This is a genomic window from Nocardioides kongjuensis (assembly GCF_013409625.1).
In the GTDB taxonomy this organism is placed as follows: Bacteria; Actinomycetota; Actinomycetes; order Propionibacteriales; family Nocardioidaceae; genus Nocardioides; species Nocardioides kongjuensis.
The window spans coordinates 5,045,428-5,058,239 of record NZ_JACCBF010000001.1; the positions used below are offsets into that span (position 1 = coordinate 5,045,428).

The following is a 12,812-nucleotide window of genomic DNA, read 5'->3' on the forward strand; positions in this document are numbered from 1 at the left end:
GCCACATCGCCGCCACCCTCCTCGGAGGCACACCGCACGTCCCGAGAAGAGGTACCCGTCATGCCGCCCCTCGACATCCACGACATCGAGAAGTCCGCCCACGAGACCCAGGTAGGGCGATGGTCGCTCACCATGGCCTGGTGGGCGCTGTTCAGCGCCATGTTCTGGCTCTACGTCGCCACCGCATCGACCGCGGCGTACGGCGCACGAAGCACCTTCGTGGGGATGGTGCTCGCGATCGTGACCTTCGGCGTGATCAACCGGGTCCTCGCGGCCTACGCCCTGCGCACCGGCAGCACGGTCGAACGGATCTCGCAGGCCCTGTTCGGCGGTGTCGGATCGACGCTCGCGGCGCTGCTGATCGGTATCACGGCGCTCTACTACGGCGTCTTCGAGGGCTCGGTGATCGCGGCGACCCTGCAGACTTGGTTCGGGGGCGACATCAAGCTCTGGTACTTCATATGCGTGGCCTACGCCATGCCGCTGGCCTTCGGCGGTGTGCGGAACTGGCTCGACCGGCTCAACGGCTTCCTGCTGCCCTTCTACTGCATCGGACTGGTCGCCCTCGTCGTGGCGAGCTCGATCGACCGCGGCTACCCCAGCGGGTGGCTCAGCGTCACCGCTCCTGACTCGGTCGTTCCAGGCTGGGCCGGCTCATACCTGATCTACATGGGCATTTGGGTGATGATGCTGTTCACGATGGACTTCGCCGCGCTCGGCAAGGCGGAGGACACCCGGTTCCACCAGCGGGTCACCTTCGGACCGTTCTTCTACCTGTGCACCTTCGGAATCAACGGTCTGGTCGGGATGTACTTCGTCCACGCCTACGGTGTCGAGGGCACGGAGACGGGCGTCGTTCAGGGTGTCACGGGCTCGCTCGGCCTGGCGGGGGTCCTGCTGATCGTCATCTCGCAGACCCGGATCAACACCGCCAACTACTTCCTCGCCTCGAACAACCTCGAGGTCGTCCTGGAGAAGGTCGCCGGCATCCGCCTGCCCCACATCGCGTGGGTCCTCATCTGCGGTGCGCTGGCCTACCTGTTCATGCTGACCGACGTGCTGAGCTACCTGCTCGAGGCGCTCGCCTACCAGGGCGTGCTGATCATGGCCTGGACCGGTGTCGTCCTGGTCCACGTCCTGCTGCGCGGCGCCGGAGACGACGCAGCGAGCCTTGCTCGGCGCCGGCCGACGGTGGGCCTGTTCGTGACCTGGGTCGGATCCGCAGCGGTTGGCATCGTGCTCCTCGAGCAGGGGAGCAGCGCCCTGCTCGCCACACTCTCGCCTGCGGTCACCGTTGCACTCGCCGTCCTCGGCGCGGTGCTCGTGAGCCAGCGCTCGCCGAAGTCCGCAGCCGAGCCTGCCGCGGTGGCCTCGTGACCGCGGACACACGGGCTGACGACCTGCTGTCCAGGATCCCCACCGGGGTCCTGGTCGGCGGGGAGTGGCGCGATGCTGCCGCCGGCGCCCGCATCGGCGTCGAGGACCCGGCCACCGGAAAGGTGCTCGTCGAGGTCGCCGACGGGGACGCCGCCGACATGGCGGCCGCGCTGGACGCGGCCGCCGCCGCGCAGCCGGCCTGGGCCGCGACCTCGCCCCGCTCGCGGGCCGAGATCCTGCGGCGCGCCTTCGACGAGGTGATCCGGCGCGCCGACGAGATCGCGTGGCTGATCTCGTCCGAGATGGGCAAGCCGTTGACGGAGGCCGCAGGTGAGGTCCGCTACGGCGCCGAGTTCCTGCGCTGGTTCTCCGAGGAGACACCCAGGATCTCGGGGACCTGGCGCCGCTCGCCCGAGGGAACCTCCCGCCTGCTCACCATGAAGGCGCCCGTCGGCCCGACCCTGATGATCACGCCCTGGAACTTCCCCCTCGCGATGGCCACGCGCAAGGTCGCCCCTGCCGTCGCCGCCGGCTGCACCATGGTGCTCAAGCCATCGGAGCTGACCCCGCTGACCTCGTTGCTGTTCGCCGACCTGATGCAGGACGCCGGCCTCCCTCCGGGCGTGCTGAACGTCGTCACGACCTCCCGCGCCGGCGACGCGACGATGCCGCTCCTGCGCGACCCGCGGCTGCGCAAGATCACCTTCACCGGATCCACCGCGGTCGGCAAGGTACTGCTGTCGGCCGCGAGCGAGCAGGTGCTGCGCACATCGATGGAACTCGGCGGCAACGCGCCCCTGCTCGTGTTCGAGGACGCCGACCTCGACACCGCGGTCCAGGGAGCGCTGGACGCGAAGATGCGCAATGTCGGCCAGGCCTGCACCGCCGCGAACCGGATGCTGGTCCACGAGTCCGTCGCCGACGAGTTCTCCCGCCGACTTAGCTCCGCCATGGCGAGCCTGGTCGTCGGGCCGGGCACCGCAGCCGGCATCCAGGTCGGTCCGCTCATCGACGCCCGTGCCGTCGCGAAGGCCGAACGACTGCTGGACCACGCGGTGTCGGACGGCGGCGAGGTGCTCACCGGCGGCCACGCACTCCCCGGCGACGGGCACTTCTTCGAGCCCACGGTCGTGCGTGCGCCTGGCGACGCCGGGTTCGTACAGGAGGAGATCTTCGGCCCGATCGCGCCCGTCGGCACCTTCACCGACAACGACGAAGCGATCCGGCTCGCCAACTCCTCGCCGTACGGGCTGGCGTCGTATGTGTTCTCACGCGACCTGTCCCGCGTCCTCGACGTCGTGGAACGACTCGAGTTCGGCATGGTGGGCGTCAACCAGGGGGTGATCTCCAATGCTGCCGCGCCGTTCGGTGGCGTCAAGCAGTCCGGTCTTGGCCGCGAGGGCGGCGTGGAGGGGATCGAGGAGTACCTCGACACCAAGTACGTCGGCATCGCTCCGTAGGGGGACGTCAACCATGGACGACTGGACGTCACGCGCCCGGTGCCGGTTCGAGGACCCCGATCTCTTCTTCCCGACCGGTACGAGCGAGTCGGCCCGGACACAGCTCGAGGAGGCTCGCCGGATCTGCCAGCAATGCGCCGTCCGCAGGCCCTGTCTCGACCTCGCGCTCGCCACCGAGTCGCAGGACGGCATGTGGGGCGGTACCACTCCGAACGAGCGACGGCGCCTGCGACGTGGGATGAGACGCCAGCCGGTCGTGCTCGTCGGATCCCGCTAGGTTGCGGCCGTGCTGCGTCGGATCGTCCTCGCGATGCTGGCGCTCGTGCTCCTCGCCTACGTCCCGCTCGCAGCGACGTCGATGTGGTTCACGATCCTGCCGGGCTTCCCGCGCCTCCAGGAGCAGCTGGACGCCCGGTTGGGAGGTCACGCCTATGCCTGGGGCTCCGGCTCGGTCGCGGCTGTGCGGACGGCTGCCTACGTCGACCACCGGGTGGCGCTCCTTGCGCACACGATGTTCGGTGCGGTGGCGCTGTGCCTGCTGCTCGTGCAGGCAGTCGTGCTCGTGCGTGCGCGTCGCGGTGCTCTCGATCTGGCGGGTGCGCTGCATCGTCGGGTCGGACGGGCCTACGCCGTTGCGGTGGTCCTGAGCATGGTGGCTTCCTTCGTGTTCCTGGCCCGCGCCCCGCATGTCGACCTGCCTGGGCAGGCCGCCTTCCGGCTGCAGCTCTGGCTCCTCGGAGCAAGCACGATCGGCACCCTCGCCGCAGGGGCCGCCGCGGCACGCCGAGGTGACCGCGACGCCCACCGCGCTTGGATGGTGCTCAACGCCTGCTTCCTCGCGACGGCGCCGATCCTGCGGTCGATGTGGTCGACGCTCGGCGCACTGGTTCCTGAGCACACGATGCTCACCAACCTCGAGGTGAGCGCCGTCTCGCTGGCCGTCGTCGCCCCGGCGGCCGGCGCCACTGCGCACGCCTGGGCGGTCCGGCGAGGCTCGCACCGCTCGGCCTGTCGGCGGCACCTGACATTCCTCGCCGCCGCCGGTGTCGTGGGGGAGGTGCTCGTGCTCGTGTGCTTCCGCGCCGCGTCCGGCGAGGCAACGCCGGCGTCGTACCCGTGGTTCCACGTCGTACCGATGGTGATCTTCGCCCTGCTTGTCGCGTGCCGCACACGGGACCTGCCGGTGGCAGCGGGGCTGGTCGCCGCGCCGTGGGCGGTCCTCGTCACGTCCGCCGTCCTGGTGCCCTTGTTCGGCGCGAGCGAGAGCCTGCGGGCAGGGCTGCTGTGTGGACCTGGGGCGCCGCTGGTCGCGTCGCTGGCCTTCACACTCAGGTCGTTGACGACCAGCCGCCGGGCCCTGGACCAAGGCCCGGCGAGCGGCGACACCACCGGGCCGCCATCTGGTGTCCCTCGAGCGGCGCGTTAGCGCCTCCTCACGCTGTCCAGGCGCATCGAGGCAGGGGCGGGCTCGCCGCGCGCGAGGTCGCTCAGCGCCTACGGAACCAGCGCATCTCCACGTCGACGAATGGGAACCGTGGTCGTGAGTTCGGACGACGGATGCCGGCTGGCGACGCTATCGCCAGCCGGCATCCGATCCCGACGTCAACCCCGCCATCAGTCTCCGGCTGGCTGACGGCTTCGCCGCCCCGCCCGGTCAGGACATGAGCTGGTGCTGCCGAGCAGACTCCGTCGTCGTGTGGCTCACCAGCATTCGTGCAGGATCGATGGTCTCGTTGCTCACCTCGATCGCCTCGTCCTCGTCCTCGTTCACGAGAACCGAATCGAAGCGCTCGAGAGTGAGGTCCTGGCCTTGACCCCGGAAGCGCAGCTCACCGTCGATGACGAGGTAGACCGCGGCACCGTTCCCCGCCACGCGATTTGCCGCGGCTCCGGGAAGGTAGGTCGCCAAGGCGATCCAGAACCCCGGGTCCGTTGTCCGGTCCAGTCCCTGCAGCCGGACGCGGGAGTAGCCACCGTTGTCCTGCGCGCCCGGCGGCACCGGGTAGCTTCGAGCATCTGCGACTCTACTCAGTTCCATCGTTGCCTCCAGATCGGTGTTGCGGTCGGGGTCATGAGCGGGTGTCTGCGTCGAGCGGGGTGAGCGGGTCGAGCCCGTCGAGCTCGTCGAGCCTGTCGAGCGCTTCGAGCCGGCCGAGCGGGCCGAGCGCCTCGAGACAGCGGCGCAGGTGCCTCGCCGAGTCGCTGATGTAGGTGAGGGACTGGTCCTCTGTCACGGGTTGGCGCAGTACCTCGAGGGACCGCGCGTTCCCGGCCTCGGCGCGTAGCTCGTGCTCGTTGGTCATCCTGACGATCTCGGACAGCTCTGCCACGGTCATGTCGGGATGGGCGCTGATCCACACCGGGTCGTTGAGGTAGAGCGGCAACTCTCCATTCGAGCGATCGATGCCTTCGATGGACAGGGTCAGGCGAGGAGCCTGGTCGATCAGGGCTGCGAGGACCTCCTCCCATCGGATCACGCCCTCGCCGCATGGCACGAGCAGTCGAGCGATCCCCTCAGGTGTGTGGAACAGGCCGGCGTCGCGGATCTGCGTTGCTCGCACGTAGGGCGCGAGCCGAGCTGTGGCTGCATGCGGATCCTCGCCGCGGCCCAGGACGTTGCCGGTGTCGAAGGTGACGCCAAGGACGTCGGCGCCGCACCTCGATGAGTCGAACCAGCTCGAACGAGGTGATCTCCTCGTGGGTCTCGACGTTGAGATGTACGCCGAGGTCCTTGAGCGCGGGGGCCAGTGTGTCGACGAACCGGGCTGTGGCGTCGAGCTGGTCCTGCCACGACACGTCTGTGCGGAACCGGTCGCAGGCATACATCCCGGGAATCCGGAACTGGTAGTTGCCCGTGTAGGTCCACGGCTCCCTGATGTCGACGGCAGCGCATGCCTCGACCATCTTCAGTAGTCCGGCCGCGTAGTCACCCTCGCCCAACACACGGATCTCCGGTGACTCGGGGCTGGCGAACGGGTTGATCGTGGCGACGCCGGTCTCGAGATGAGGCCGCGTTCGCGGGCGTGGTCAGCGACCTCCCGCATCTCGGCCAGATCCAGTGTTCGGCTCAGCTCGAACACGGACCTGAAGAACACGCCGTCCAGCCCGAGCTCGACAGTGCGGTCGATGGTCCAGTGTGGGCCTTGGTCGAGGGACCCAGGCAGCTTGGTGCTGTCAAGCCCGATGGGAACGTTCTCAGTTGTCATGGTCGTGGCCTAGGCGCCGTCAACGAGGCGGCGGCGGACATGGTGTGCGGGTCGTCGCCGCCGTGGACGCTCGTGAAGCTGCTGGAGGTTCCGCCGCTCGATGACGCCATTCCAGAAGTGGCTGAGCGCCCGCGAAACCAAGGCAGCAAGCTCGTTGAGGCCGGCGGTATCGATGAAGGTCATGTGTGGTTCCTCGAATTCTGAATCGTTGGGGATGGCCGGAGGTTCGCGATCACGTCAACTGGGTGGCGCTCGAGGACCTGGAGGCGGCACGGAGGTGGTTCGCGGATTCGACAGCGAACCGGTCGAGGGTGAGGGTGGGATCGGGCGTGGCGAGCTCCGCAGGTCCCGGTCGATCGCCTGCAGCAACGGCGCGGCGGTGGATCTGGGTCATCTCGACCACCGCGGCGAGGTCGGCGTGCCGTATTGCCGGGGCGGGCGAGATGGCGCCGTTTTCACATGGAATTCCCATAGAGGTCCGGCGAAATTGTGGTTGACGGCCGGTTCCCAACGTCCGGATGGGCATGGAGCGGCACGGTGTGACACCGTCTAGCACGGCGAGCAGAGATGACGAAAGCGCAGGTCAGGGCCCGGTTGGGCTCGCTGACCTGCGCTTTCGCGTCGGTGCCCCAGGCAAGAGTCGAACTTGCGACCTTTCGCTTAGGAGGCGGCTGCTCTATCCACTGAGCTACTGGGGCGTGGGGCCATCTTGTCAGGTCGGGGCCGAACGGTCCGGATTGGGTCGACGCGCGGGGGAGCGGTGACAATGGTGAGCGACTCGCCGCCGCGCTTGAAGCGGACCGTACGGTGGGCGTGGTACCACCGGGTGCCGATCGGCCGCTGACTCGGCAGCAGCGTCGAGTACTGACCATCCGCTGCAAGCGGCCAACGACCAGGTGATCCATGACGCAGGACGACGAGACCAGGCGCTCCGACGTGCCCGGGAGCCGCGCCCGCCGGGTGCCGACCTCGCGGGCTGATCGCGACCGGCGCCGCCCACGCAACGAGCGCGGCGCCCGCAGCGCGCGCGGAGCGCGGACCGCCCCGACCGCCCCGGCCCCCCAGGCCGGTCGCGCCAGGCGGGTGGCCGGCGGTCGGCGCAAGCGGCCGCAGCCGGGCAAGGTCGTCTTCAAGGTGATCCTCGCGAGCCTGCTGTCCCTGGGGCTCGCAACCGGCCTGGGCGTCGTGCTGATCTACAACAACTGGAACGGCAACATCGACACCCAGGACCTCGGGGCGCAGCTCGGCAACGACCGGCCGACCGAGGAGGACACCGGCCCGAAGAAGCCGATGAACATCCTCGTCATGGGCACCGACACGCGCTCGGGCAAGGGCAACGGGATCGACGGCGAGGCCGGCGGCGGCCTGTCGGACACGACGATCCTGTTCCACCTCTCCGCCGACCGGAAGTTCGCCTACGGCATCTCGGTGCCGCGCGACACCGCGGTGATCCGGCCGACCTGCTACAAGGAGGACGGCGAGGAGATCCCGGCGGCGACCGGCTACGAGAAGTGGAACGCCGCCTTCGCGTACGGCGGTCCCGCGTGCACGATCCGGCAGTTCGAGAAGGCCACGAACGTGCGGGTCAACAAGTACGTGCTCGTCGACTTCAACCAGTTCCGGGACATGGTCAACGCGCTCGACGGTGTCGAGGTCTGCATCCCCGAGGACATCGACGACAACACGCACAACATCCACCTCAAGGCCGGCACCCGCGAGATCAAGGGCAACGAGGCGCTGACCTACGTGCGGGCCCGCTACCGGATCGGTGACGGCACCGACCCCAACCGCACCCGGCGCCAGCAGGCGTTCATCGGCTCGATGATCAACAAGGCGCTCACCGCCGGCATGATCGCGCGACCCGACCGGCTGATCGGCTTCATGAACGCGGCGTCCTCCTCGCTGCACACCGACTTCAAGAACATCGCGCAGATGGCCGACCTGGCCGTCACCGCGAAGGGCATCGGCGCCGACAACATCAAGTTCATCACCACGCCGTGGGTCTACTCCGACAAGGTGAGCTCCGGCATCGAGTGGACCCCCGAGGTCGCCAAGCTGTGGCAGCTGGTCCGCAAGGACCGGCCACTGACGCCCGAGTTCCTCAAGGACGCCCTCAGTGCCGGCGACAAGCCGGACGGTACGCCGTCCGCCGGCGACAGCGCGTCGCAGTCGCCCTCGGACACCACCTCCCCGTCGGGCACCACCTCCCCGTCCGGTACCCCCGGGGGCACGCCGGGCGACACCGCGAGCGACGGCACGCAGACCCCGCCGGCCACGTTCGGGGGCCTCAGCGCCTCCGGCCGCGAGGCTGCCGGTCTGTGCACCTGAGGCAGGTCGTCGTGGGCGATCCCAAGGACCAGGCCGACTGGGAGCGGCGGCGCAAGCTCGCCGAGATCTTCGGCGACGTCGAGCCGTCGGTGACCTCCGACGAGCGCGACGACGTCGCGCCGGAGACCCGCGAGAGCGCCGGCGACCGCTGGCTCAGGTCGCAGGTCCCGCCGCACCACGGCAGCTGACCGGCGGCCGGCACGGCGAGCAGACGCACCGAGGGCCGGTGGGGATGTCCCCACCGGCCCTCGGTTCAGTCGTGCCTGGATCAGTCGCGCGTGGCCAGCGCGTTGCGGATGTCGGTGAGCAGCTCGATCTCGGTCGGGCCGCCCGCGTCGATGGGGAAGAAGCGCTCCTTGGCCTTCGTGTACGGCGTCACCACGAAGAAGTACAGGACCGCAGCGAGGATCACGAAGGCGATCACCGCGTTGATGAACGGAGCCACGTCGACGTCGGCGATCACCATCGCGCCGATCTCCTGGGCGCCGCCGAGCTTGCCGATGTAGGCGAGCAGGACGTCGGTGAAGGTCTTGACGACCGCGGCGAACGACGTGCCGACAATGAAGGCGACGGCGAGGTCGACGAGGTCACCCTTCAGGATGAAGTTCTTGAACCCGGACATTGATCTCTCCTCTTTCCCGAGCGTCGTGGTGGAGGTGGGAGCGCTCTCTGGCCCCAGAAACTAACTGCGACTCCATGTATAAGTCACGTATTCGGCAGCGGCTGCCGACGTGACGTGGTACACGACACTCGAATCTAGGGCCAGCACGACGAGGCGCCCGGGAAGCGCGCCGTCGGCGCCCGCCGAGGGGTCCGGTACGGCGAGCACGGTCGCGTCACGCGCCAGCACCTCGGTCGTGCCGGCCCGCGTGTCGGTGCCGAGCAGGCTGATCCGGTCGCCGGGGGTCAACAGTGACACCTGGCCGGCGTCGGAGAGCCTGAGCGGCACGGTGACGGTGCCGGCCGGCTGGGCCGTGCCGAGGGCAGGGCCGACCAGGCGGACGTCGGTCACCGCCTCACCGGCCCGCACGGGTGCGGCCAGGCGTCGCCCGACCGGCGCCCTCGCCAACCCCTCGGGCACGGCGTCCGGCGGCACCTCCACCGGAACCAGGTCGGCGGCAGCGACCTCGCGTCCGGCAGGCAGGTCGCGCGCAGCGACCAGGAGCGTCGCGGTCGCTGGCGCCGGCGGCGCGACCGAGCGCACCGCGACGGCGGCGCCGACGCCGAACAGGAGGGCTGCGATCAGCCGCCGACGGCGCAGCACCCGTCGTCGTACCTGGTCGCGGGCGTCACGCAGCCGGTGCAGGGGTGAGCGGGAGTCCATGCCGGCGACCGTAGGCCGCGGCGACGCCGGCTGCCGGCGTCATCCACAGGCCCCCTCGACCGGGCGGGAGGCTCAGGCGGGGGAGGCGGCCGAGCTCGCGCTCGACGACCCGGACGACTCGCTCGAGGCGCTGCTCGACGAGGACGCGGAGGCCGCGGCCGGGGCCGCGGTGCTCGACGCGCTGCTCGACGCGCTGCTGGACGACTTGCTGTCGGTCTTGTAGAAGCCCGAGCCCTTGAACACGACGCCGACGGAGTTGAACACCTTGCGCAGCTTGCCGGTGCACTCGGGGCACGTGGTCAGGGCGTCGTCGCTGAACTTCTGGACCTGCTCGAAGGCGTGACCGCACTCGGTGCACAGGTACTGGTAGGTGGGCATCGACGTTCCTCGCTTGGCACTCTCGCCCTAGCACTCTTGCCGGGCGAGTGCCAATGCTACGTCAGCGTGCAACCTCACGGCACAATGGCGCCCACCATGGCGGACCTCGACTCTCCTTCCCCGGCCCAGGCCCCGGCCCCCGCCCCGGTCCGAGCCCGCTGGCCCCGGTGGCTGCGCTGGACCACGGCCCTCGGCGTGCTCCTGGTGCTCGTCCTGGTCGCAGGGCTGAGCACCGCGGTCGTCGGCGTCCGCCGCTCCTGGCCGCAGACCGGCGGGGAGCTGTCGATCAGCGGCCTCGACGGCGAGGTGCGGGTGGTCCGCGACGAGCACGGCATCCCGCAGATCTACGCCGACTCGACCCACGACCTGATGCTGGCGCAGGGCTTCGTGCACGCGCAGGACCGCTTCTTCGAGATGGACGTGCGGCGCCACGCGACCGCCGGGCGCCTCTCCGAGCTCTTCGGGAAGTCCGGCCTGGAGACCGACCTCGTGGTGCGCACCCTCGGCTGGCGCGAGGTGGCCGAGAAGGAGGTCGCGATGCTGCGGCCGGCCACCCGCAGCGCGCTGGACGCCTACGCGGAGGGGGTCAACGCCTACCTCGAGGGCCGCTCCACCTCGGAGATGTCGCTGGAGTACGCCCTCCTCGGCATCACGGGTCTCGACTACCAGCCCGAGCAGTGGACCGCCGTCGACTCGGTCGCCTGGCTCAAGGCGATGGCCTGGGACCTGCGCGGCAACCTCGACGAGGAGATCGGCCGCGCGATCGCGACCGCGACCGTCGGCGAGGACCGCGCCCAGGACCTCTACCCCGGCTACCCGTACGCCGCGCACGCGCCGATCGTGCAGCAGGGCGGCGTGGTCGACGGTGCCTTCGACCAGGACGCGACCGGCTCGGGGGCCGGCTCGCTCGCCCGCCCCCCGCTCGGTGACCCGGCCACCGTGCGCGCGCTCGCGAAGGTGCGCAGCGTGCTGGCCGGCGTTCCCGCCCTGCTGGGCCAGGGCGACGGCATCGGCAGCAACGCGTGGGTCGTCGACGGCGACCGCACCGAGACCGGCGCGCCGATCCTCGCCAACGACCCCCACCTCGGCATCTCCCTGCCCGGCGTGTGGACCCAGGTGGGCCTGCACTGCCGCACCCTGTCGGCCGAGTGCCCCTACGACGTCGCCGGGTTCAGCTTCTCCGGCGTGCCCGGCGTCGTGATCGGCCACAACCGCGACATCGCCTGGGGCTTCACCAACCTCGCTCCCGACGTGACCGACCTGTACGTCGAGCGGGTCACCGGCGACGAGTGGGAGTACGACGGCCAGCAGCTCCCGCTGACCCGGCGTACCGAGAGGATCGAGGTCCGCGACGGCAAGGACGTCGAGCTCACGGTCCGCTCCACCAGCCACGGCCCGCTGCTGTCCGACCTCGCCCGGTTCGCCGCGGACGAGGACGTCGACGTCACCGACGACGGCCTGCTCGACCAGGTCGACGACGTCGCCGACGCACAGGACGGCGGCGACGCGGCGATCGCGCTGGCCTGGACCGCGCTCACCCCGCGCCCGACCGCCGACGCACTGCTCGCCCTCGACCGCGCCAGCGACTGGACGTCCTTCCACAAGGCGCTCTCGTCCTTCGCGGTGCCGGGACAGAACGTCGTGTACGCCGACACCCAGGGCCACATCGGCTACCAGGCGACCGGCGTCGTCCCGATCCGCCGCCCCGGCAACGACGGCCGGCAGCCCGCGGCCGGCTGGCTGAAGGAGACCGACTGGACCGGCGACGTCGTGCCGTACGACGAGCTGCCCAACGTGCTCGACCCCGACTCCGGGATCATCGCCACCGCCAACCAGGCCGTGATAGACCCGACCCGCTACCCGCCGTACCTCACCTCCGACTGGGACCTCGGCTACCGCTCCGACCGGATCAACCGGCTGCTCGCCGCCGACGACGAGCTCAGCGTCGACAAGATGACGGCCATCCAGCTCGACGACCGCAGCGCGATCGGGGAGGCCCTGACGCCCTACCTCCTCGACATCGACCTGCCCCACGGCTACTACTCCGACGGGCAGAGGCTGCTGAGGTCGTGGAACTACCAGCAGGACGCCGACAGCGCGGCCGCGGCGTACTTCAACGTCGTGTGGCGCGAGGTCCTCTCCCGCACCTTCTCCGACGAGCTGCCGACGGCGATCCAGCCCAACGGCGGGAGTCGGTGGTTCGCTGTCGTGAGTGCGCTGCTGCCGCGCGGCAAGAGCCCGTGGTGGGACGACGTGCGCACCGACGACAAGGTCGAGCGCCGCAGCGACATCCTGCGCGACGCGATGATCGCGGCCCGCGACGAGCTCACGGCCCTCGAGTCACCCAACGCCGACGAGTGGTCGTGGGGTGCGCTCCACGAGCTCGAGCTGCGCTCCTCGACGCTGGGGGAGTCCGGCATCGGGATCGTCGAGCGGCTCTTCAACCGTGGCGGCTGGGAGGTCGGCGGCGGTGGCTCGCTGGTCAACGCGACCGGCTGGGACGCGCGCGTCGGCTACGAGGTCGCGACCGCCCCCTCGATGCGGATGGTGGTGCCGATGGACGGCCTCGACGCCGCCCGCTGGATCAACCTCACCGGGGTCTCCGGGCACGCGTTCCACCCCCACTACACCGACCAGACCGACCTGTGGGCCCGCGGCGAGACGCTGCCGTGGGTGTTCTCCGAGAAGGCGGTCGACCGGGCCGCCGGCGACGTCCTCCTGCTGACCCCCGAGGGTTGA

At 70.1% G+C, this 12,812-nt stretch carries 14 protein-coding genes and 1 tRNA gene; 9 read left to right on the top strand and 6 right to left on the bottom strand.

Translation table 11 applies throughout. The features are described 5' to 3' along the window. The first annotated feature begins 60 nt into the window (after positions 1-60). From BJ958_RS24200 to BJ958_RS24215, 4 genes are read left to right on the top strand one after another with little or no spacing between them, the layout of a single operon-like run. The gene (locus tag BJ958_RS24200; RefSeq protein WP_179729357.1) at positions 61-1,377 is read left to right on the top strand and encodes a purine-cytosine permease family protein; all 1,317 of its coding nucleotides are present in this window, start codon (positions 61-63) and stop codon (positions 1,375-1,377) included. Beyond that, on the top strand, positions 1,374-2,837 hold the full coding sequence (locus BJ958_RS24205) for an aldehyde dehydrogenase family protein (RefSeq protein WP_179729358.1): 1,464 nt from the start codon (positions 1,374-1,376) through the stop codon (positions 2,835-2,837). The genes BJ958_RS24200 and BJ958_RS24205 overlap by 4 nt, the downstream gene beginning before the upstream one ends. A 13-nt stretch (positions 2,838-2,850) precedes the next feature. Then, positions 2,851-3,114: a WhiB family transcriptional regulator gene (locus BJ958_RS24210; protein ID WP_179729359.1), complete on the top strand. Its 264-nt coding sequence runs from the start codon at positions 2,851-2,853 to the stop codon at positions 3,112-3,114. 9 nt (positions 3,115-3,123) lie between these two features. Beyond that, positions 3,124-4,263 (top strand): DUF2306 domain-containing protein, encoded by a 1,140-nt coding sequence (locus BJ958_RS24215; protein ID WP_179729360.1) that lies wholly within the window; start codon positions 3,124-3,126, stop codon positions 4,261-4,263. A gap of 228 nt (positions 4,264-4,491) precedes the next feature. Here the strand turns inward: BJ958_RS24215 and BJ958_RS24220 are convergent, their stop codons facing one another. Both BJ958_RS24220 and BJ958_RS24225 read right to left on the bottom strand, forming a co-directional pair. Next, positions 4,492-4,875 (bottom strand): cupin domain-containing protein, encoded by a 384-nt coding sequence (locus BJ958_RS24220; protein ID WP_179729361.1) that lies wholly within the window; start codon positions 4,873-4,875, stop codon positions 4,492-4,494. A gap of 31 nt (positions 4,876-4,906) precedes the next feature. Next, the gene (locus BJ958_RS24225; protein ID WP_179729362.1) at positions 4,907-5,398 is read right to left on the bottom strand and encodes a hypothetical protein; all 492 of its coding nucleotides are present in this window, start codon (positions 5,396-5,398) and stop codon (positions 4,907-4,909) included. 61 nt (positions 5,399-5,459) lie between these two features. Here BJ958_RS24225 and BJ958_RS24230 point away from each other — a divergent pair, with 61 nt between their 5' ends. Together BJ958_RS24230 and BJ958_RS24235 are read left to right on the top strand one after the other, a co-directional pair. Continuing rightward, positions 5,460-5,750 carry a hypothetical protein gene (locus tag BJ958_RS24230; protein WP_179729363.1) on the top strand — a complete coding sequence of 97 codons (291 nt, stop codon included), beginning with the start codon at positions 5,460-5,462 and terminating at the stop codon, positions 5,748-5,750. Between the two features lie 110 nt (positions 5,751-5,860). Next, complete coding sequence (locus tag BJ958_RS24235; RefSeq protein ID WP_179729364.1) at positions 5,861-6,247, top strand: hypothetical protein; 387 nt, start codon at positions 5,861-5,863, stop codon at positions 6,245-6,247. 421 nt (positions 6,248-6,668) lie between these two features. Here the strand turns inward: BJ958_RS24235 and BJ958_RS24240 are convergent. Next, positions 6,669-6,741 (bottom strand) — tRNA-Arg (locus tag BJ958_RS24240). 205 nt (positions 6,742-6,946) lie between these two features. Between BJ958_RS24240 and BJ958_RS24245 the strand changes: the two genes are divergently transcribed. Both BJ958_RS24245 and BJ958_RS24250 read left to right on the top strand, forming a co-directional pair. Then, a complete protein-coding gene (locus tag BJ958_RS24245) occupies positions 6,947-8,371 on the top strand; it encodes an LCP family protein (RefSeq protein WP_179729365.1) in 1,425 nt (474 codons plus the stop codon). Between the two features lie 11 nt (positions 8,372-8,382). Then, positions 8,383-8,559 carry a hypothetical protein gene (locus BJ958_RS24250; protein WP_246319095.1) on the top strand — a complete coding sequence of 59 codons (177 nt, stop codon included), beginning with the start codon at positions 8,383-8,385 and terminating at the stop codon, positions 8,557-8,559. An 80-nt stretch (positions 8,560-8,639) separates the two neighbouring features. On the opposite strand, the gene BJ958_RS24255 is transcribed toward BJ958_RS24250, so the two are convergent. The 3 genes from BJ958_RS24255 to BJ958_RS24265 form a co-directional block, all read right to left on the bottom strand. After that, positions 8,640-8,993, bottom strand: a complete 354-nt coding sequence (locus tag BJ958_RS24255) for an MscL family protein (RefSeq protein ID WP_179729366.1) — start codon at positions 8,991-8,993, stop codon at positions 8,640-8,642. Between the two features lie 60 nt (positions 8,994-9,053). Beyond that, positions 9,054-9,695 carry an SAF domain-containing protein gene (locus BJ958_RS24260; protein WP_179729367.1) on the bottom strand — a complete coding sequence of 214 codons (642 nt, stop codon included), beginning with the start codon at positions 9,693-9,695 and terminating at the stop codon, positions 9,054-9,056. 72 nt (positions 9,696-9,767) lie between these two features. Then, entirely contained in the window at positions 9,768-10,073 is a 306-nt protein-coding gene (locus tag BJ958_RS24265; protein WP_179729368.1) for an FmdB family zinc ribbon protein, read from the bottom strand. 96 nt (positions 10,074-10,169) lie between these two features. Here BJ958_RS24265 and BJ958_RS24270 point away from each other — a divergent pair, with 96 nt between their 5' ends. After that, positions 10,170-12,812: a penicillin acylase family protein gene (locus tag BJ958_RS24270; protein WP_179729369.1), complete on the top strand. Its 2,643-nt coding sequence runs from the start codon at positions 10,170-10,172 to the stop codon at positions 12,810-12,812.